The sequence below is a fragment of the Nocardia sp. IFM 10818 genome (genome assembly GCF_054655275.1).
In genome coordinates this window covers 2,985,122-3,004,492 of the sequence record NZ_BAAHJH010000001.1, presented here as the reverse complement: position 1 = coordinate 3,004,492, position 19,371 = coordinate 2,985,122, and the positions used below count along the sequence as shown (strand labels likewise).

Annotated in this window: 23 protein-coding genes; 10 read left to right on the top strand and 13 right to left on the bottom strand. The window is 67.4% G+C overall.

The features are described 5' to 3' along the window. Positions 1-64: 64 nt before the first annotated feature. Positions 65-2,053 carry an APC family permease gene (locus tag ACYQ5L_RS13915; RefSeq protein ID WP_459957760.1) on the bottom strand — a complete coding sequence of 663 codons (1,989 nt, stop codon included), beginning with the start codon at positions 2,051-2,053 and terminating at the stop codon, positions 65-67. Between the two features lie 219 nt (positions 2,054-2,272). On the opposite strand from ACYQ5L_RS13915, the gene ACYQ5L_RS13910 reads away from it, so the two are divergent. Both ACYQ5L_RS13910 and ACYQ5L_RS13905 read left to right on the top strand, forming a co-directional pair. Next, on the top strand, positions 2,273-2,938 hold the full coding sequence (locus ACYQ5L_RS13910; RefSeq protein ID WP_459957759.1) for a potassium channel family protein: 666 nt from the start codon (positions 2,273-2,275) through the stop codon (positions 2,936-2,938). Positions 2,939-2,940: 2 nt separating this feature from the next. Next, positions 2,941-3,630: a potassium channel family protein gene (locus ACYQ5L_RS13905; protein WP_459957758.1), complete on the top strand. Its 690-nt coding sequence runs from the start codon at positions 2,941-2,943 to the stop codon at positions 3,628-3,630. A gap of 22 nt (positions 3,631-3,652) precedes the next feature. Here ACYQ5L_RS13905 and ACYQ5L_RS13900 read toward each other — a convergent pair whose 3' ends face one another. From ACYQ5L_RS13900 to ACYQ5L_RS13890, 3 genes are all read right to left on the bottom strand, one after another. Further along, positions 3,653-4,351, bottom strand: a complete 699-nt coding sequence (locus ACYQ5L_RS13900; protein WP_459957757.1) for a sigma-70 family RNA polymerase sigma factor — start codon at positions 4,349-4,351, stop codon at positions 3,653-3,655. Positions 4,352-4,511: 160 nt separating this feature from the next. Then, positions 4,512-5,300, bottom strand: a complete 789-nt coding sequence (locus ACYQ5L_RS13895) for a DUF3159 domain-containing protein (RefSeq protein WP_459957756.1) — start codon at positions 5,298-5,300, stop codon at positions 4,512-4,514. Positions 5,301-5,305: 5 nt separating this feature from the next. Next, positions 5,306-5,698 (bottom strand): OB-fold nucleic acid binding domain-containing protein, encoded by a 393-nt coding sequence (locus ACYQ5L_RS13890; protein WP_379203080.1) that lies wholly within the window; start codon positions 5,696-5,698, stop codon positions 5,306-5,308. A gap of 164 nt (positions 5,699-5,862) precedes the next feature. Here ACYQ5L_RS13890 and ACYQ5L_RS13885 point away from each other — a divergent pair, with 164 nt between their 5' ends. Beyond that, positions 5,863-6,600, top strand: a complete 738-nt coding sequence (locus ACYQ5L_RS13885) for an alpha/beta fold hydrolase (protein WP_459957755.1) — start codon at positions 5,863-5,865, stop codon at positions 6,598-6,600. Positions 6,601-6,690: 90 nt separating this feature from the next. Here the strand turns inward: ACYQ5L_RS13885 and ACYQ5L_RS13880 are convergent, their stop codons facing one another. After that, positions 6,691-7,566: a DUF3710 domain-containing protein gene (locus ACYQ5L_RS13880; protein ID WP_459957754.1), complete on the bottom strand. Its 876-nt coding sequence runs from the start codon at positions 7,564-7,566 to the stop codon at positions 6,691-6,693. Between the two features lie 3 nt (positions 7,567-7,569). Next, on the bottom strand, positions 7,570-8,061 hold the full coding sequence (gene dut, locus ACYQ5L_RS13875; protein WP_459957753.1) for a dUTP diphosphatase: 492 nt from the start codon (positions 8,059-8,061) through the stop codon (positions 7,570-7,572). Between the two features lie 79 nt (positions 8,062-8,140). Here dut and ACYQ5L_RS13870 point away from each other — a divergent pair, with 79 nt between their 5' ends. After that, positions 8,141-8,614, top strand: coding sequence for a DUF3093 domain-containing protein (locus tag ACYQ5L_RS13870; RefSeq protein ID WP_379203191.1), 474 nt, complete (start codon positions 8,141-8,143; stop codon positions 8,612-8,614). 105 nt (positions 8,615-8,719) lie between these two features. On the opposite strand, the gene ACYQ5L_RS13865 is transcribed toward ACYQ5L_RS13870, so the two are convergent. Continuing rightward, entirely contained in the window at positions 8,720-9,022 is a 303-nt protein-coding gene (locus tag ACYQ5L_RS13865; protein ID WP_379203088.1) for a DUF4193 domain-containing protein, read from the bottom strand. Between the two features lie 397 nt (positions 9,023-9,419). Here ACYQ5L_RS13865 and cei point away from each other — a divergent pair, with 397 nt between their 5' ends. Further along, positions 9,420-10,100: an envelope integrity protein Cei gene (gene cei / locus ACYQ5L_RS13860; RefSeq protein WP_459957752.1), complete on the top strand. Its 681-nt coding sequence runs from the start codon at positions 9,420-9,422 to the stop codon at positions 10,098-10,100. 93 nt (positions 10,101-10,193) lie between these two features. Here cei and ACYQ5L_RS13855 read toward each other — a convergent pair whose 3' ends face one another. Further along, positions 10,194-11,111: an inositol monophosphatase family protein gene (locus ACYQ5L_RS13855; protein WP_459957751.1), complete on the bottom strand. Its 918-nt coding sequence runs from the start codon at positions 11,109-11,111 to the stop codon at positions 10,194-10,196. Between the two features lie 77 nt (positions 11,112-11,188). Here ACYQ5L_RS13855 and ppgK point away from each other — a divergent pair, with 77 nt between their 5' ends. After that, positions 11,189-11,947, top strand: a complete 759-nt coding sequence (gene ppgK, locus ACYQ5L_RS13850; RefSeq protein ID WP_459957750.1) for a polyphosphate--glucose phosphotransferase — start codon at positions 11,189-11,191, stop codon at positions 11,945-11,947. 146 nt (positions 11,948-12,093) lie between these two features. Then, complete coding sequence (locus tag ACYQ5L_RS13845; RefSeq protein WP_459957749.1) at positions 12,094-13,515, top strand: RNA polymerase sigma factor; 1,422 nt, start codon at positions 12,094-12,096, stop codon at positions 13,513-13,515. Positions 13,516-13,586: 71 nt separating this feature from the next. On the opposite strand, the gene ACYQ5L_RS13840 is transcribed toward ACYQ5L_RS13845, so the two are convergent. The 3 genes from ACYQ5L_RS13840 to ACYQ5L_RS13830 all read right to left on the bottom strand — a co-directional run bounded on the left by ACYQ5L_RS13840 (position 13,587) and on the right by ACYQ5L_RS13830 (position 15,516). Continuing rightward, complete coding sequence (locus tag ACYQ5L_RS13840) at positions 13,587-14,327, bottom strand: hypothetical protein (protein WP_459957748.1); 741 nt, start codon at positions 14,325-14,327, stop codon at positions 13,587-13,589. A 116-nt stretch (positions 14,328-14,443) separates the two neighbouring features. Then, a complete protein-coding gene (locus ACYQ5L_RS13835; RefSeq protein WP_459957747.1) occupies positions 14,444-14,785 on the bottom strand; it encodes a hypothetical protein in 342 nt (113 codons plus the stop codon). Between the two features lie 149 nt (positions 14,786-14,934). Continuing rightward, positions 14,935-15,516 carry a DUF7691 family protein gene (locus ACYQ5L_RS13830; protein WP_459957746.1) on the bottom strand — a complete coding sequence of 194 codons (582 nt, stop codon included), beginning with the start codon at positions 15,514-15,516 and terminating at the stop codon, positions 14,935-14,937. A gap of 237 nt (positions 15,517-15,753) precedes the next feature. Between ACYQ5L_RS13830 and ACYQ5L_RS13825 the strand changes: the two genes are divergently transcribed. Then, positions 15,754-16,113, top strand: a complete 360-nt coding sequence (locus ACYQ5L_RS13825; protein WP_459957745.1) for a hypothetical protein — start codon at positions 15,754-15,756, stop codon at positions 16,111-16,113. A 388-nt stretch (positions 16,114-16,501) separates the two neighbouring features. Here the strand turns inward: ACYQ5L_RS13825 and ACYQ5L_RS13820 are convergent, their stop codons facing one another. Next, positions 16,502-16,972 carry a DUF1330 domain-containing protein gene (locus ACYQ5L_RS13820; protein ID WP_459957744.1) on the bottom strand — a complete coding sequence of 157 codons (471 nt, stop codon included), beginning with the start codon at positions 16,970-16,972 and terminating at the stop codon, positions 16,502-16,504. On the opposite strand from ACYQ5L_RS13820, the gene ACYQ5L_RS13815 reads away from it, so the two are divergent. Further along, a complete protein-coding gene (locus tag ACYQ5L_RS13815) occupies positions 16,916-17,578 on the top strand; it encodes a molybdopterin-dependent oxidoreductase (protein WP_459957743.1) in 663 nt (220 codons plus the stop codon). The genes ACYQ5L_RS13820 and ACYQ5L_RS13815 overlap by 57 nt on opposite strands. Before the next feature lie 15 nt (positions 17,579-17,593). On the opposite strand, the gene ACYQ5L_RS13810 is transcribed toward ACYQ5L_RS13815, so the two are convergent. Next, positions 17,594-18,256 carry a DJ-1/PfpI family protein gene (locus ACYQ5L_RS13810; RefSeq protein ID WP_459957742.1) on the bottom strand — a complete coding sequence of 221 codons (663 nt, stop codon included), beginning with the start codon at positions 18,254-18,256 and terminating at the stop codon, positions 17,594-17,596. A 110-nt stretch (positions 18,257-18,366) separates the two neighbouring features. On the opposite strand from ACYQ5L_RS13810, the gene ACYQ5L_RS13805 reads away from it, so the two are divergent. After that, on the top strand, positions 18,367-19,326 hold the full coding sequence (locus ACYQ5L_RS13805; protein WP_459957741.1) for a GlxA family transcriptional regulator: 960 nt from the start codon (positions 18,367-18,369) through the stop codon (positions 19,324-19,326). Positions 19,327-19,371 lie beyond the last annotated feature (45 nt).

The following is a 19,371-nucleotide window of genomic DNA, read 5'->3' as shown; positions in this document are numbered from 1 at the left end:
TGCGCGGGCGGCGTGCCGGAGGAGTCCGGCGCGGTTACGCCGGGCGCACTCGAGTGGCGATGACTCACGCGTCGTCTCCGAAGCCGCGGCGAACGGAGCCGGGGGCGTTGACGGTGCGGAGTTGGGCGGCTTTGGCGGAGGAGGTGAGCTGCCAGGGGACGCTGGTGACCATGACGCCGGGTTCGAAGAGGAGGCGGCCCTTGAGGCGGAGGGCGGACTGGTTGTGCAGGAGTTGTTCCCACCAGTGGCCGACCACGTATTCGGGAATGAAGACGGTGACCACGTCGCGGGGCGCGTCCTTGCGGAGGCGCTTGACGTAGTCGATCACCGGCTTGGTGATTTCGCGGTAGGGGGACTCGATCACCTTGAGCGGCACCGCGATATCGCTGGTCTCCCATTCGCGGACCAGGGCGCGGGTGTCGGGCTCGTCGACATTGACCGTAATGGCCTCGAGGGTGTCGGGGCGGGTGGCGCGGGCGTAGGCGAGGGCGCGCTTGGTCGGCAGGTGCAGCTTGGACACCAGCACGATGGAGTGGGTGCGGCTGGGCAGGACGCCGTCCCATTCGGATTCGTCGAGTTCGTGCGCCACCGTGTCGTAGTGGCGGCGAATCATCTTCATGAGCACGAAGATCCCGGCCATGGTGACGATGGCGATCCAGGCGCCGGCCAGGAACTTGGTGACGAGCACGATGACCAGCACGGTGGCGGTCATGGTGAGGCCGATGGCATTGATCACCCGGGAGCGCTTCATGCGCGCCCGCTGCGCCGGATCGGTCTCGGTGCGCAGCAATCGGGTCCAGTGCCGCAGCATGCCCGTCTGGCTCAGCACGAACGATACGAACACGCCGACGATGTAGAGCTGGATGAGCTTGGTCACCTCGGCCCCGAACAGGACCACGAACGCGATGGCGGCCCCGGCCAGGAAGAGAATGCCATTGCTGAACGCCAGCCGGTCACCGCGAGTGTGCAACTGGCGCGGCAGGAATCGGTCCTGCGCCAGGATCGAGCCCAGCACCGGAAAGCCGTTGAAGGCGGTATTGGCGGCCAGCACCAGGATCAGCGCCGTGACGATGGTGATGAAGTAGAACCCGGCCGGGAAGCCCTGGAACACCGCATCGGCCAGCTGTGCGATGAGCGTCTTCTGCTCGTAGCCCGCGGGCGCGCCGATCAGGTCGGAGGTGTTGTGCGCGTACACCACGCCCACCTTCTGGGTGAGCACGATCATGCCCATGAACAAGGTGATGGCGATCCCGCCGAGCAGCAGCAGTGTGGTCGCGGCATTGCGGGATTTGGGTTTGCGGAAGGCGGGAACGCCATTGCTGATGGCCTCCACACCCGTGAGCGCCGCACAGCCGGAGGAGAACGCGCGGGCGATGAGGAACACGAGGGCGATTCCGAACAGATGCTCTTCCTCGGCCTTCAACTCGAATCCGTAGGACTCGGCGTGCACCTGCTCGCCCAGCAGCCCGATGCGGGTGAATCCCCACAGCAGCATGGCGAACATGCCGATCATGAAGGCGTAGGTGGGGATGGCGAACATGGTCCCGGATTCCCGCACGCCGCGCAGGTTCATGGCGGTGAGGATCACAATGGCCACCACCGCGAACAGCACCTTGTGCGTGGCCACGAACGGAATGGCCGAGCCGATATTGGATGCCGCCGACGAAATCGACACCGCCACGGTGAGCACGTAATCCACCAGCAGCGCACTGCCCACCGTCAGGCCCGCGGTCGGCCCGAGGTTCTTGGTCGCCACCTCGTAGTCGCCGCCGCCGGACGGGTACGCGTGCACGTTCTGCCGGTAGCTGGCCACCACCACCGCCATCACCAGCGCCACCGCGATGCCCACCCAGGGCGCGTACACGTACGCCGACAGCCCGGCCATCGACAGCACCAGGAAGATCTCCTCGGGCGCGTACGCCACCGACGACAAGGCGTCGGACGCGAACACGGGGAGCGCGATCCGTTTGGGGAGCAGCGTGTGCCCCAGCGAATCACTACGGAAGGGGCGGCCCACCAGCATTCGTTTGGCAGCCGTCGTCAACTTCGACACTTTAGGCAGCATAAGGGAGCCCGGGACCACTCGCGTCCACGGCGCGGCGCGTGGCAGGTGACGTCGTACCGTGGGATGTGAGCAGTGTGACTTTTGCCCCTTCCGGTTTGAGTCAGGACCGGAGGGGGAAAGTGCCTCGGGAAAAACTCGAACGGTACGGTTGCTGCCCGGACAAGCAACCAGACCGCACATACGGTTTTCGGGAATGGGGTTCGCACGGTGTACGTAGTGATCATGGGGTGTGGACGAGTGGGATCCTCACTCGCGCGCGCCCTGGTCCGCATCGGCCACGAGGTCGCGGTGATCGATCAGAACTCCAGCGCCTTCCTGCGCCTGGGCCGCGATTTCCCGGGCCTGTGCGTCACCGGCGTCGGCTTCGACCGGGATGTGCTGACCCGCGCCGGAATCGAGAAGGCCGGCGCGTTCGCCGCGGTCTCCTCCGGCGACAACTCCAACATCATCTCCGCCCGCGTGGCCCGCGAGACCTTCGGCGTGGAGCGCGTGGTGGCTCGCATCTACGACGCCAAGCGCGCCGCGGTCTACGAGCGCCTGGGCATTCCGACCATCGCCACCGTGCCGTGGACCACCGACCGGTTCCTGCGCACCCTGGTCTCGGATCAATCCACCACCACCTGGCGCGATCCCACCGGCACCGTGGCGGTCACCGAGCTCGTCCTGAACGAGGAGTGGTACGGGCGCACGGTGAAGTCCCTGGAAAGCGCCATCGGCGCGCGCGTGGCCTTCCTCATCCGCTTCGGGCAGGGCGTACTGCCCAATGGCAAGACCATGCTGCAGGCCGATGACGTCGTCTACATCGCCGCCACGTCCGGCACGGTCGGCGAGGCCGTCGCCCTGGCCGGTAATCCCCCCGCGAGCGAGGACTGATCATGAAGGTAGCCATTGCGGGCGCCGGCGCCGTCGGCCGATCCATCGCCCAGGAACTGCTGCGCGGCGGTCATGCGGTCATGCTGTTGGAACGACGACTCGATCACATCGATCCGGCCAGCGCGCCCACCGCGGTGTGGACCCACGCCGACGCCTGCGAGCTGGAGACGCTCGAAGAGGCGGGCCTGGAAACCTATGACGTCGTCATCGCCGCCACCGGCGACGACAAGGTGAATCTGGTGTTCAGCCTGCTCGCCAAGACCGAATTCGGGGTCGGGCGCGTGGTGGCGCGGGTCAACGATCCGCGCAACGAATGGCTGTTCGACACCTCGTGGGGCGTCGATGTCGCCGTGTCGACACCGCGACTGCTGGCCTCGCTGGTCGAGGAGGCGGTGTCGGTGGGTGATCTGGTGCGGCTCATGACCCTGCGCCAGGGTCAGGCCAACCTGGTCGAGATCACCCTGCCCACCGATACGCCCTTGGCGGGCAAGGCCGTCGGCAAGCTGAAGCTGCCGCGCGACGCCGCCCTGGTGACCATCCTGCGCGGCGGGCGGGTCATCGTGCCGCAGGCCGACGATCCCCTCGAAGGCGAGGACGAGCTGCTGTTCGTGGCCTCCGTGGAAGCCGAGGACGATCTGCGGAAGGCCCTCGGCGTCAACGGTTTCGGAACTCCGGTCGGCGCGGGCGCCTGAGGTTCGGCGCCTCCGACCGGCATTACGAGGCGGCCCGCAGTTCGGCGCGCAGCTTGTTCAGCGCCCGGTGCTGCATCACCCGGACCACGCCCGGGCTGGTGCCGATGGCCTCGGCGGTCTGCGCCGCCGTCCACCCCAGCACGATGCGCATGACCAGCACCTCACGGTGGGTCGGCGCCAGCACCTTCATGAGTTCCCGCGTGGCACGGCGGGTTTCGGACGCCAGCGCCCGCTCCTCCGGTCCGGCCTCGGTCTCCGGGGTGTCCGGGAACTCCGCCACCGGATAGGCCGGGTGCAGCTGCGCCCGGCGGAACGCGTCGGCGACCTTGTTGGCCGAGATGCCGTACACGAACGCCAGGAACGACTTGCCCTGATCCCGGTAGCGCGGGATGGCCTGCACGGTGGCCAGGCAGATCTCCTGTGCCACATCGTCGGCCGTCACGTGCAGATGCGCCGAGCCGCCCATGCGCGCCGCGCAGTAGCGGCGCACCAGCGGGTAGACGATCTTGAGGATCTCCGACACCGCCTCCCGGTCGCCACCCGCGGCCGGGCCGATCAGCCTGTCCAATTCCGCGGCCGCGCGCCGGGATTCCGACGTCGCCGCGCTGTTCTTGTTTCCCCGCCCCGCCTGGTGCCGGCGTGCGGCCGCACTCTGCGTCGTCGCACCGCGCCCCACGCCACGGTCCTGCGACTCCGCCACTGCCTTGCCGTCGGTAACCAACTCCCCGATCCTTTCGCCGTTTCGTCTCATGACGATCGTGCTTTGATCGAGGCCCCCGAAATAGACACCCCAGGGGTGGGTGTGCCACCCCCTCTTCACCCCTGATACCCCCGAAGGTGTTGCGCGGTGGCAGTTTAACGCGATAAAGCGCCGATGACGGTCAGTTCGCGGCGGATTCGGCGGACCTGGAGGCGGGCAAATGGCCCGCTCGGCGCACCGCCCACACCGTCACCACCAACGCCACCGCCGTGAGCGGCCAGCCCATGCCGATGCGGGCCGCGGCCAGCCAGCCGGTGCTGTCGGCGTCGTAGAGGTGGTTCTGCACCAGATACCGGGCGGCGAACACCACCGCCCACACCGCGGTCGCCAGATCGTAGAGCCGCACGGCGCGGCGGTCGGAGCGCCAATCGTGGCCGTGCCCGTTCAGCACGCCCCAGATGACGCCGGCCAGCGGCCAGCGAACCAGCAGCGACACCAGGAACACGCCCGCGTACACGAGGCTGGCGTAGATGCCGAACAGGAAGAAACCCTTGGCCTCGCCCATGCGATAGGCGATGAACGCGCACACGCCGACACCCAGGAATCCGGAAATGGCCGGCTGCACCGGATCCTTGCGGATGATGCGCCACACCAGAATCGCCGTAGCAACCCCCAGGGCGGCCCAGATGGCCGTGGTGAGCCCGCGCCAGGTATTGACCGGCACGAAGACCAGTACGGGCAGTGAGGAGTAGATCAGGCCGCTGAAACCGCCGAGCTGTTCGAGCAGGGTCTGCTCCGCCGCCTCCTCGCGGGCCTCCTCGATCTCCTCGGCGAGCAGTTCGCGTTCGGCCTCGGCCAGTCCGGACTCCAGCAGCGCGGAGCCTTCCAGCTCGGCGGGGCTGTCGGGGGGCTCGTCTTTCGCAAGGCGGCCGGTGCGGCCCTCGTCATTGCTGCTGGCAGATATCGGCATAGGTGTCAGGAGCTCTCGCGGAGTTCGTAGTAGGGGTTGAAGATGACCTTGCCGCCGGCGCGTTCGCCGATGCGGCCGCGGACCAGGATACGGCGTCCCGGCTCGATTCCGGGGATGCGGCGGCGGCCGATCCAGACCAGCGACACGCTGTCGGTGCCATCGAAGAATTCGGCTTGGATCTCCGCGCCCGCCGACTTGGGACAGGCCTCGACACTCCGGAGCCGGCCCAGCATGGTGACTTCCTCACCCCGCCGGCATTGCGATGCGTGACAGGCGCCCGACGCTTCCGACGTCTCGGCCAGCTCCTCCGCATCCAGACGATCCAGGTCCTCGGTCAATCGGCGGCTCAGCCGCCGGAAATAGCCCGAGGGTGTGTCCTTCCCACCCGTGGATGGCATCTCGCACGCTCTCCCATAGAGCAGACGGCGTGGGTCTCACGTCGTTGTTTCTTTCCACACGCCTGGGTGGGTTCGTCACCCGAAGGAGGCTGTGGCCGTACACCGCCACTGTAGAGGGGTCGGCCCGCACCCGCCATCCGCGCCCGTCGCAGTACGCTCGGCCGGTGCCCGATCTACCACTTCCGGCGGCCGACCTCGCGCGCCCGCGAATTGCCGTCGCCTTGCCCGGGACCGGCTCCGATGCCCATTTCGCCGCGCGTGCCTTCGGACCGGCCTGCGCCGCAATGGAAATCACATTTCTGCCGGTGGATCCGGACCCGCGGCGGGTCATCGGCAGCTATCGCGACGCCCTGGATCGGGCCGCGGCGGACGGACCGGTGGTGATCGCGGGCATCTCGCTGGGCGCGGCGGTGGCCGTGGAATGGGCCGCCGAGCGCCCGGAAGCGGTCGCGGGCGTGGTGGCGGCGCTGCCCGCCTGGACGGGTGCGGACACCACCGGCTGCCCGGCCGCGCTGAGCGCCGCCGCCACCGCCGCGGCCCTGCGCGCGGACGGGCTCGAGGCCGTCATCGACGGTATGCGCGCGTCCAGCCCGGCCTGGCTCGCGGAGGCGCTCACGCGCTCGTGGCGGTCCCAATGGCCGGATCTGCCCGCGGCTTTGTCGGAGGCGGCCGCCTATCGCTGGCCGGAGGCCGAGGTGCTGGCGGGCATTGCGGCGCCGGTGTCGATCGTCGGCGCGATCGATGATCCGGTGCACCCGTTCGAGGTGGCGAAGCAGTGGGCCGCGCTCATTCCCGGGGCCGACCTGCACTCCATCACCCTCGGCGAGCTGGGCGCGGACCCCTCGGTGCTGGGCGCGCGGGGCATTGCGGCGCTGTTCGCGCGCGGCGCCGAAACCGTCTGACGGTCGAATCCCCCGAAATCCCCCAGAGCTCCCCGAATCCCCCGGATAGCAAACGACCTTCGCTTCCCACCGGAGGCGAAGGTCGTTCTTCTAGTTGAGCCCCAGCTGCTGCATGGCCGAGCCGTCGGCGCCGCGGCGTGGCGGCTCCTGGGACTGGGTGGGAATCCCCGGCTGCGGCCCGCCCTGCATGGCGGCCAATTGCGCGGCCACGGCCTGCTGCTGCGCCTGCAACTGCTGCTGATGCGCGGCGGCCAGCTGATCGGCCAGCTCCTGCGGCAGCACCACCGGCAGCGGCTCGCGCACCGGCAGCGGCTCGTCACCGCGGCGGACCACGGTCTCACCGAGAATCGCGCGCGCCGCGGTCACCAGCGGCTGGCCCTCGTCGGCCGCGCCGGACGGGCCGGCCGCGACCAGGCGCACCATCCAGCGGTATCCGTCCACGCCGATGAAGCGCAGATCCGCGCCCTCGGTGACGGCGTGCAGCTCACGGCCCCACGGACCGTTCTGCACCGACACCTGGGCGCCGTCCTTGCGCAGGGTGTCGGCGAGATCGGCCGCGACCGAACGCCATTGGCCCGCGGTCTTGGGCGCGGCGTACGCGGCCACGGTGATGCGGCCGTGCTGGGTGGCCAGGTGCACCGCCTGCGGCGCGCCCTCGGGGGTCATCTCGACCTGCAGTTGCCCGCCCGGCGGGACCGGCAGGATGACCGAGCCCAGATCCAGTCGCTGATCGGCGATGGCGGCCAAGCGGTCGGCGACATCCTCGTAGTTGTGCGGGCCCATGCGCGGCGAATCGTCGCCGGACGGAGCGCGCAGCTCGTACTCCGTCTCGTCGTAGTCCGCATCGTCGTACTCGTCTGCCTCGTACTCGGATTCGTCGTACTCGTCGTATTCGTCGTAGTACTCGTCGTCGTACTGCTGCGCGGGTTCCTCCGCGCCACCCTTGCGCTTCTTTCTACCGAACATCCCTCATGCCTCCTTGCCGGCCGCTCGACCCGACTCCGGGGTCAGGCTGGCGTGCCCACCGCTCGATCCGTATCCTCCTGCGCCCCGCTCGGTTTCGTCGAGCGAGCCGACCTCCACGAAGTCGACCAGCTCCACCTTCTGCACCAGCAGCTGGGCGATCCGGTCGCCGCGCCGGAGCTCGATGGGCGTGCGCGGATCGTGATTGATCAGGCACACCTTGATCTCGCCCCGGTAGCCGGCGTCGACCGTGCCGGGGGTGTTGACGACCGAAAGCCCGGCCTTGGCAGCCAAACCCGACCGCGGGTGGATCAGTCCCACGGTCCCGATCGGGAGCGCGACCGCGATGCCGGTGCCCACCAGCACCCGCTCCCCCGGTTCGATGATGACGTCCTCGGTGGTGCACAGGTCCACGCCCGCGTCGCCTTCGTGGGCGCGCGTCGGTACGGGGATGCCGGGATCGAGCCGCAGCAGGGGGATGGATGGAATACCGGTCACGTACGCCGAGCCTACGCGCTCACCACCGCACACCTTGACTTAGTCTGATGACGTGTCCGACCAGCCCCCTCAGGTGACCATGGAACCTCAGCAGCAGACCACCGCCCGCTACACCGAGCGCCTCTGGGTGCCGCTGTGGTGGTGGCCGGTGGCATTGGGCGTCGCCGGTTTGATGGCGGCCGAAATCCACATGGGCGCACCCGGTTTGCGCGCCTGGCTGCCGTACGCGGTGTTGTTCCCGGTGGCGGTCTGGGTGCTGCTGTGGATGTCGCGGCACAAGGTGGAGGTGGTGCCCGACTCGGCCGGCACCCCGGAACTGCGCGTGGATCGCGCCCACCTGCCCGCCACCTTCGTGGCCCGGGCGGCGGCGGTGCCGGCCAGCGCGAAGAGCGCGGCGCTGGGCCGCCAACTCGACCCGGCCGCCTATGTCCAGCATCGGGGCTGGGTGGGCCCCATGGTGTTGCTCGTCCTCGATGATCCCGACGATCCGACCCCGTACTGGCTGGTCAGCACGCGTCATCCCGACAAGATCATGGCAGCGCTGGGTCTCTGAGGTATCCGCCGGGCCGCGCTGCGAGACCCGGCAAGATCCTGACCGCGCTCGGCGTACCGAGCGCGGGCTGTCGGATATACCTTCTTCAGGGCTGTGCGCCTGGGCTCAGGCCGCGCAGTCCATGCAAATCAGCTGACCGCCCGCTTCGCTGGCGAGCCGGCTGCGGTGGTGCACCAAGAAGCAGCTCGAGCAGGTGAACTCGTCGGCCTGCTTCGGGATCACCCGAACCGAGAGCACCTCCTCGGACAGGTCCGCGCCGGGAAGCTCGAACGACTCCGCGGTATCGGATTCGTCGATATCCACGACGGCGGACGCGGCCTCGTTGCGACGAGCCTTCAGCTCCTCGAGCGAGTCCTCCGACACTTCGTCGGTTTCACTGCGCCGCGGTGCGTCATAGTCGGTTGCCATGTCGTCTTCCCCTCGTCCTTACTCCGTATATCCCGGACCGGCGCACCTGTGCCCGGTTCCTGCTGGAACCGTGCGCGGGTGTGCCGCCCCGCCCGTGGCGTACGTCACGCGTACGCCGGTCACCGATCGGGCCGGATGCATCAGTTCCGCACCGGATCGCGCTCGGTCAACGCAGGGCATGCCCTCGTTGTTCCCGAAATCGACCCCCCGATTCAACCCGGGCGATACGATCTGGGCCGCCAGACAATAGCGGACCCCTGCGCAAAAGTCGCAATCAAAACACTCGCGACTCGAAACTGAGGGGCAATCGTCACCCGCGAGGTAACACTCCGAGACCTTCGCCGGACTTACCGAGACCTTTCGCGCGTTGACCGCGACGTTTTCGTAGAGTGATGGCGTGGTTTCACTGATCACCCAAGGCAAGTCGACCGATCCCCGCAGCGGGCGGCCGTTCATCCGGCGACGGTGGGAGCCGTGGGCGGCCATGGTGGGCGTCATAGCCTTGATCTGCGCCGGAGTGTGGTTTCGCGCACTGACGCAGACCGAGGCCGATACCGGAGCGATCGCCTGTAACTCGCCCAGCCCGGCCGCGAGCGCCTCCTCCACCGCGGCCGTGCCGCTCGGACAGCGGGTGTCGCCGTCACGGTTACGTGATGTGGAGCCGGCCGCGCTGGCGCAGGCCAAGGTGCGGGTGTTCAATGCCAACGGGCAGCGCGGGCAGGCCGCGCACGTGGCCTCCGAACTGGGCGATCTCGGCTTCGCGAGCGCGCCGGATGTGCAGGTCGGCAATGATCCGGTCTATGTGAACGGTGATCTGGAGTGCGCGGGGCAGATCCGCTTCGGCGTGAACGGCCGTCCGGCGGCGGCGTCGGTGCAGTTGGTCATGCCGTGCGCGGAGCTCATCGAGGATGCGCGCACCGACGACAGCGTGGATCTGGTGCTGGGGTCGCTGTTCCGTGATCTGCGGCCGAGCACCGATGCCGAGGAGGTGCTGCGGTCGCTGAAGAATCCGACGCCCGGCAGCGCGCCCGCCATCGACTCCAAGCTGCTCGAGGCCGCCCGGCACGCCAAGTGCTGAAAACCGCAGTGCCCGAAACCAATCCGTGAATCGCCGCGCCCGTCTCGGGCGCGGCGATTACTTTTCGGCCACCCCGGGCCGTCTACCCGGGTGTCACGGTTGCGGGATAGGGGTGGTGACATCCAGGCGTTCGAACAGACCAATCAGTTCGTCCGCGATTCCGGGGGCCGCGGCCACCACCAGCTCCCCCGCCGCGCCCGGCGAATCCGGTGCGGGCACGCGCACGTGCGCGCCCGCCTCGGCGGCGATGAGCGCGCCCGCGGCCCAGTCCCACAGGTTCAGGCCGTGCTCGTAGTGGGCGTCCACCCGGCCCTCGGCCACCATGCACAGATCCAGGGCCGCCGAGCCGATCCGGCGGATATCGCGGACATGGGGCAACACCTGGGCGACCAGTTCGCCCTGCCGGGTGCGGCGCGCGTTGCCATAGGCGAAGCCGGTGGCCACCAGGGCCATGGCCGCCGACTCGACCTCGTTGCAGCGCAAGGCGATCGGCTCCGAGCCCGGGGCGCTGCGATGCGCGCCCCGGCCCAGCCCGGCGCTGTAGGTGACGCCGTGCGCCACATCGGCCACGGCCCCGGCGACCGAGCGGCCGCCGCGCACGGCCGCCACCGAGACCGAGTAGGCGGGGATGCCGTAGACGAAGTTGACGGTGCCGTCGATGGGGTCGACCACCCAGTGCACGGCGTCCGGGTCGGCGGCCAGGGTGCCGCCGTCCTCCTCCCCCAGGACGTGGTCGCCGGGGCGTAGCTCGGCCACCAGCTTCCGAACCAACTGTTCGGTCTCGGTGTCGACTATGGTCACCGGGTCGGTCGGGGTGCTCTTGGACCGCACGGCGTCGGTCTCGCGCGCGCCCGGGCCGAAAACCTGGGGCCGGCGCTCGCGCACATGGGCGGCGGCGGTCTCGGCCAGATGCACCGCTACGCGCCGTAGTTCGGCGATCTCGGCCCCCTCGGCGGTCGGGGTGGTGTTCGATGCGGTGGAAGTGAAATCGGATTCCGGCACGAGGTCCATCGCAGCACAGATCCGGCACGGCGCGCATTAGGCTTGTCGTGCACGACACAGCTCATCAGGGAGAACGAGGAGTCTTCATGGCCGCTCGGGGGCAGGCATTCGGGATCGACATCGGTGGTAGCGGTGTCAAGGGTGGCTTGGTCGATCTGGGCACCGGGGATCTCGTGCACGAGCGCATCAAGATTCCGACCCCGCAGCCGTCGACCCCGAACGCGGTGGCGGAGACGGTGGCGAAACTGGTGGCCCAGGCCGAATGGGATGGACCGGTCGGCATCACCTTGCCGAGCGTGGTCATCGACGGCGTGGTCCGCACGGCCGCCAATATCGACAAGAACTGGATCGGGACCGACGCGCGCAATCTGTTCTCCGAAGCCCTGGGCGGGCGCGAGGTGACGGTGCTCAATGACGCCGACGCCGCGGGACTCGCCGAGGACCGCTACGGCGCGGCAAGAGATCTGACCGGGTTGGTGGTGCTGCTCACCTTCGGCACCGGGATCGGATCGGCTGTGATGTACCACGGCACGCTGGTGCCCAATACCGAACTCGGGCACATGGAAGTCGGGGGTATGGAGGCCGAGCACCGGGCCGCCGCCTCCATCAAGGACCGCGACGAGCTGACCTACGAGCAGTGGGCCGCGGAGGTCTCCAAGGTGCTGGTCACCATTGAAAACCTGTTCTGGCCGAATGTGTTCGTGGCCGGTGGCGGCATCAGTCGTGACTACCGCGAATGGATTCCCTTGCTCACCAACAGAACCCCGGTCGTCGCGGCCGATCTGAAGAACACCGCCGGCATCGTCGGCGCCGCGATGGCCGTGTCTGCCGGTATCGCGCCATGAGCATGCTGGTTCGATCGTTACAATGGAACAGTCCGGCGGTGAGCCGGTGAAACCAACCCGGCACTCGCGCCGGTTCCCCCCGACAGACCGCTCCGCCGGATTGACTCTGGCGTGACGCCGCACGAGACCGTCACGAAAGGGCGTACGTGGTAGCCACGAATACCCGAGAGACCGCCGACTCGGCCGAAGCCGCCGATTCAGCAGACACCACCGCAGCACGGCCGGTCAAGAAGGCTGCCGCCAAGAAAGCCCCGGCCAAGAAGGCCGCGGCGAAGAAGGCCGCGGCCAAGAAGACCGCCGCCAAGAAGGCGCCCGCCAAGGCGGCCAAGGCCACCAAGGCCGCGGCGAAGAAGGCGAGCCCCAAGAAGGCCGACGGCGGCCCCGAGGGCGACGTCGAGGAGATCGGCGACGACGAGTCGCTGGAACTCGACGATCTCGGTGATATCGACGTCGACGACGTCGAGCTCGGCGACGATGACGTCGAGATCGCCGACGACGAGGAGGAAGAGGCCGAAGAGGTCGAGGCGGAAGCCGAGGCCGAGGAGGCCGAGGAGCCCTCCGAGAAGGACAAGGCCTCCGGCGACTTCGTCTGGGACGAAGAGGAATCCGAGGCGCTGCGGCAGGCCCGCAAGGACGCCGAGCTGACCGCCTCGGCCGACTCGGTGCGCGCCTACCTCAAGCAGATCGGCAAGGTCGCGCTGCTCAATGCCGAGGAGGAGGTCGAGCTCGCCAAGCGGATCGAGGCCGGCCTCTACGCCACGGAGAAGATGCGCGAGCTCACCGAGAAAGGTGAGAAGCTGCCGGTGCAGGCGCGCCGTGATCTGAATTGGATCATGCGCGACGGCAACCGCGCCAAGAACCACCTGCTCGAGGCCAACCTCCGCCTGGTCGTCTCGCTCGCCAAGCGCTACACCGGCCGCGGCATGGCGTTCCTGGACCTCATCCAGGAAGGCAACCTGGGCCTGATCCGCGCGGTCGAGAAGTTCGACTACACCAAGGGCTACAAGTTCTCGACCTACGCCACGTGGTGGATCCGCCAGGCCATCACCCGCGCCATGGCCGACCAGGCCCGCACCATCCGCATCCCCGTGCACATGGTCGAGGTCATCAACAAGCTCGGCCGCATCCAGCGCGAACTCCTCCAGGACCTGGGCCGCGAGCCCACCCCCGAAGAGCTCGCCAAGGAAATGGACATCACGCCGGAAAAGGTGCTGGAAATCCAGCAGTACGCCCGTGAGCCCATCTCCCTGGACCAGACCATCGGCGACGAAGGCGACTCCCAACTCGGCGACTTCATCGAAGACTCCGAAGCAGTCGTCGCCGTCGACGCGGTCAGCTTCACGCTGCTCCAGGACCAGCTCCAGTCGGTCCTCGAGACCCTGTCCGAACGCGAAGCCGGCGTAGTCCGCCTCCGCTTCGGCCTCACCGACGGCCAGCCCCGCACCCTGGACGAAATCGGCCAGGTCTACGGCGTCACCCGCGAACGCATCCGCCAGATCGAGTCCAAGACCATGAGCAAGCTCCGCCACCCGAGCCGCTCCCAGGTCCTGCGCGACTACCTGGACTAGCGATCACCCCGAGAACGGGCCTCTGAGCTGCAGCTCAGAGGCCCGTTCTCGTATCTGATCCCACCCGGCGTTCACAACATGCTGTTGCGCATCAGCTGTTGCCGGTGCCGGCGCTGCAGTTCGAACAGCTCGGCATCGGAGTAGCGCGTCCAGTCCCCCTTGGCGGCGAACTTGGGGCGCAGCGCGCGAATCTGGTCCGCACACCACAGCACCTCCGCCTCGAGCGCCCGCGAATCCGAGCAGCCGGGCCATAGCGGCGACACGGTGATCGAATGGATCGCGTGCCGGTTTCCGGACATGGAGACGACGGCCTTGCCGTACTGCGTGGCAGCTCCGCGGACCAGATAGTCACTGTCCGATTGGAGGTCGTCGTGCACCCGGCAGTACTTGTTCCAGGTAGTGGTCTCCAGCAGCATGATCGCCTGCTCCCGAGCGGACAGATACCACCCATCAGCGGCGCCGTCCGCGGCCGAATGCCGACCATCGTGTTCGTTCAGTGCCCGCGAGTACGCCTCGAACAGCTCACAACCAACCTCTTTCGACGGCACCCGATCACGCCACTCGGAACTGAATTCCAGACGGATCGGCAGCCTGCTGCCATCCAACGTCATGGTGACGAACGGACCGGCACCCCCTGACGGGAACGGAACAACAGACAGCGCCCGACCAGATTCAGCGGACGGCGACGCCGACACCGCGAAACTAGATTCCTGTCGCAGCGGTGCCGAACTCACGTTCACCGTAACCGAAACCGACACGGTCACCGTCGATTCCCGGTCGTCTACATAGCCGTCGACGTCTCTGATCACCATGACGAATCCAACCTCTGCACACCCACTGATCGGCGCACCGTATCAGATCCGGAACCGATAGAACGAAGCCTCAGTCAACTGCGATGCCGATCGACGCATGCGTCTTCAGTTGCCAGTCAAAGATATTGGGCGATCCGAAACACCATCGACCGGGAACTGATGGCGGACCCTCCTCGGCCTTCACCGCCACCAGTTCCCGGTCGATGTCCTTTCACATGTTCTGTGCCGCAGGCGGCCTCGCCGTCCGCCACTTCGCCCTGGCGGGTTCGGTCAGACTGGATCGCTGTGCCCTCCGGCGCGAACCTCAACTGATCGTGGATCTGACCCGCCATCCCCGCAGCAGTGACGAAATCCATGACATCAACGTTGTCCAGGCCCAGCTCCCCGCCCACCCGCGGAGGAATGGTGAAGTCCAGGACCTCCGACCGCAACTCCAAAACGGCACCCTTCGAGATCAACCCACCCGCACTCCAACGTCTCCTCGGCCACATCCAGCATCCACACACCATCCACGGAATCGAAGAAGATGTCTCCGAACGGCGACATGAGGGGCGCAATGAGCAGCTACGCGCCGGTCGCCGTGGTCCTCGAGACCGATCCGTCAACGCTATCCAGCCCAGAAGCCGATGAGATCCTTGTTGGCGGCGTTGGATTCGCGGAACCACTCGACGATGCAGTCGGCGTAGCCGCCGTGGTCGTCGGGTCCTGCGGCGATGGTCTCCCACTCGGCCAGTTGTTCCGCGCAGCTTTCCTTTCCGATATGACCCCAACCGTTCTCCTCGGTGGATGGGAACGGATCCTCGCCGTCCATGTTGCTGGCCAGACCCAGGATCACATCGGGAAGCCTGTCATAGCCGAACCAGAAGCTCGCATCGCCTATGGCCCGGCCAAGGTCTTCACAGATCAATTCCAGCGCTGAGATGTAGGCGTGGGCGTGGTGCTCGTCGAAGGGGCCGCCTTCGAAGATCGTCCGCAACGCCTGCGGCTGCTGTACCTCCTCGCAGAGATCGCACTCTTCACAGTCAGGACCCTCGCAGTCAGGAAGATCGCACAGTTCGCAGCAGCCAACTTCCGGATCATGATCCGGACGCTCGGCAAGCAACCGGTTCAGGAACTCTTCGTCCTTGGATCCGATGACCGCCTCGACCTCTGCCAAATCGACAAGGTATACGTGCAAGATATGTGACACGACGCGAATCCTAACCAGCCACAGTGACACTCAGGCCGACAAAGCCAAGCCGCCGCCCATCATGGTTTGAGGCCCTCAACTCGGCAGTTCAGTGCGTTCGGCCGGCAGCGCGGCTTGGCCGACTCGGTCCGCACGACCAGCGGCAATGTAATGCGTTCCTGGACAGTATGTGCCAAATCGAGTCGCTCGGCGATGCACGCCCACCGGTCCGGAATAATCTGAGGCATCCACCAGACCATGCACGGAACGCCGGAAAGGGCCGACTTGTCTGTCCATACCGAGGATTACCTCAACTTGGTTCGGGCCCTGCTCAGCGACTCGGCAGCACAACGGGAACGCGCTGCTGACGACGGTACGGATTGGGCCGGTAGTTACGACCAGCAGCAAGCATCGGCACTGATCCATGTTCTCCTGTGCGCGGCAGAGATCGAGACATCACCGAGTGCGGTGGAGTCCGAGTTGAACGCCGTGTGCGCGATTGTCGGTGCAGGCACGGCGAAGACAGATTTCTCGGCCCTGCTTGCCCGGATCGACCGGTCGAAACTGTCGGGTTCGGCGATTGAGCACCTCGATTCTCTGATGGGCGAATCGGAGTAGAGGCTCGTCATCGGCGCCGCCCCAGGCGCGCAGCAATAGCCCAGTGTGGCCCGTGCCCCATTGCCAGACCTCGAGGGTGCGCGAACTCGCGAAGACATGCATGGAGAGATCTTCCTACTACTGCGACCGCTCGTCGGCGACAATCCGGATGCGGTCCCGTCGTTGATCCTTCTGCGCATCGGTGCTTCCTCGATACTCGCGACCGCTTCTTGTGTATCCCGGCCCAGCGAAGAGGCGCGCTCATCGGTATGAGCGTGCGTGTCGAGTGCATCTCGATGTGAAATACCTTCGACCGGGAACTGGTGGCGGACCCTTCTCGCGCTTTGCCGCCACCAGTTCCCGGTCGCCGTCGTTTCACATGCGCCAGCGGTCAGTGCGGCCGAGTTGCTCACATCCCTTCGGCAAAGACCAGGCGCACGGTGACGCCGGACTTCCGAACTTCGCGCGCGGCACGGTATTCCGGTGAGTCGTACCAGGCCCTGATCTGATCGAGATCGGGAAACTCGAGCACAACCACACGTCCCGGCCATTCGCCCTCCTGGACCTCGGGCACGGTGGCCACGAGGTATCGCCCGCCGTATCGGCGAATCGAGGGCTCGGCCGGCTTCCAGTACGCCAAGCCAACCTGCTCGTCGTGAACCTCGGCCTCGACTACGACGTCAGGTCGTAGAGATACTGGATCTCGGTTCAAACCAGGCGGATTCGAGGGCGGCACGGGTGAGGTGGGTTGCGCGACCGGGCCGCATACTAGTACGGTCCTTCTATATAGAGCGACTGCACTAGTTGATCGCAGAGGATCGCCATGACACTTCCTCCTGGACAGCGCGCTGTCGATGGATTCCCGCGCTTCGGTACCCATTTGCATCATCCGCCGCCGGCGGTTCCCGCTGATCCGGTTATCGAGATCGGTGGAGCGGTGACCGAGAACGCCACGCTTACCCTGGCCGATCTCGCTGAGCTGCCGCGGCGGGAACTCAATGCCGACTTTCACTGTGTCGCAGGGTGGTCGGCCACCGATCTGCTGTGGGAGGGGATCTCGTTCGAGACCCTCTACCGCAAGCGGGTCGAGCCACTTCTCGACCCGCGAGCGCCCATCACCCACGTCGTTTTCGAGGGGCTCGACGGGTTCCGGTCGATCGCGGTCCTCGAGGATGTCCTGGCCGATGATGTGCTGATCGCCGACCGCCTCGACGGGCGGCCGCTCAACAGTGACCACGGCGCACCGCTGCGGCTGGTCAGCCCGGGTCAGTACGGGTTCATCAATACAAAACACCTGTGCCGCATTGAATTCCACACATCCGCGCCCCCGATTCCGGATCGCTGGTCACCCATCGTGTCGCACCCGCGGGCGCGGGTTTGGCATGAGGAACGTCACCGCTACGTACCCGGCCGCCTGGTACGCCCGATCTACCGGATGCTCATCGCACCGATCCGCAGGCTCAGTGCCCGAGGCAGCCGGGTCTAGCCCGCACAGCCGCGTTCAGAACGGCCTGGCGGGCGCGGCTCCGGCATTGCGCCACACGGTGCCGCGCCGCTCGAACTCGAACAGCTTCTCCACCGACAGCGCCACCTGCGGGCCGAAATCGCGCTCCAGCAAATACAGGCCCAGATCCAGGCCGGAGGTGACGCCGCCCGCGGTCACCAGGTCGCCGTCGTCCACGATGCGGGCATGCACGGGCCGGGCGCCGGTGGCTTCGAGTACGTCCATGCCGAGGTGATTGGTTGTCGCGCAACGGCCTTGGATGAGGCCCGCCATCGACAGCAGCACCGAACCGCCGCAGACCGCGGCCACGGTGGAGCCGGGCTGGTCTAGGGCCTGCTTCAGCAGCCCCGGCAGCGGGGTTTCGAGGCAGCGGGCCAGGATGGCCGGGATGCTGTCCTCGCCCGGCTGCGTTCCCGGCTCCGGAATGTCGCCCGCCGCACCGGGCACCACGACTATGTCCGCACGCCGGGGGTCGAATACCGTTGTGGCGCGCAGCCCCAGCGTGCCGACTCCGCCGGGAACCTCACGCTCGCCCTCGGCGGAGACGAGTTCGACCTCCAGCGCTCCGCCGGTGACCATGGCCCCGGCGCAGAAAACGTCATAGGGCCCAACGACATCCATGGGCCCGAACCCGTCGAACAACACGATCTGAGCAAGCATCCGAGTCTCCTTCTCGTTCGGTCGTCCTCGACGGTAGGGACTCGGAGACCCGCGCAGAAGTGGCGAAATCGACAGTTACCAACGGATTCTCGCCAACCTATTCTTGGCTCGTGCACACGGTGGCCGTTCTCGCCCTGGACAAGGTGATCGCATTCGACGTGGCCACTCCGATCGAGGTGTTCACCCGCGCCCGGCTCCCCGGCGGCCGTCCCGCCTACCGGATCCGGGTCTGCGCGCCGAAGCCACGGGTGGACGCGGGCCCGTTCACCCTGCACGCCCCGTGGACCCTGGACGGCCTGTCCGGCGCCGACACCATCGTCATCCCCGGCTGCACCGACCCGACCGCACCGATCCCGCAGAAGGTCCTCGCCGCCCTCCGCGGCGCCGCCGCGCACGGCACCCGAATCGCCTCGATCTGTGTGGGCGCCTTCACCCTCGCCGCGACCGGACTCCTCGACGGCCGTCGCGCCACCACCCACTGGCTGGCCGCCGGCACCCTCGCCGAGCTGTATCCGGCCATCGAGGTGGACCCGGACGTCCTCTACGTCGACAACGGGAACCTGCTCACCTCCGCCGGCGCCGCCGCCGGCCTGGACCTGTGCCTGCACATGGTCCGCCGCGACCACGGCTCCGCCGTCGCCGCCGACGCCGCCCGGCAAGCGGTCATGCCCCTGGAACGCGAAGGCGGCCAAGCGCAATTCATCATTCACGACCGTCCGCCCACCCCGCGCGGCTCCGGCTTCGAACCCCTGCTGCGCTGGATGGAGGACAACTGCGCCGCTCCCCTCACCCTCGACGACCTCGCCGCCCACGCGGGCACCAGCCCCCGCAGCCTCAACCGCCATTTCCGCGAGCAAACCGGCACCACGCCGATGCAATGGCTGCTCCGCGCCCGCGTCCGCCGGGCCCAACACCTCCTCGAAGCCACCGATCTACCCGTCGAAAGAATTGCCGCCCAAGCCGGTTTCGGCTCCCCCACCGCCCTCCGCGACCGGTTCAAACGCATTGTCGGCACCACACCCCAGGGCTACCGCACCGCCTTCGGCAGCACGAAATCCGCTGCGGGATAGATCGAAAATCGGTTGTCCGCGCGGATGCCGGTGTGGCGTCATGGA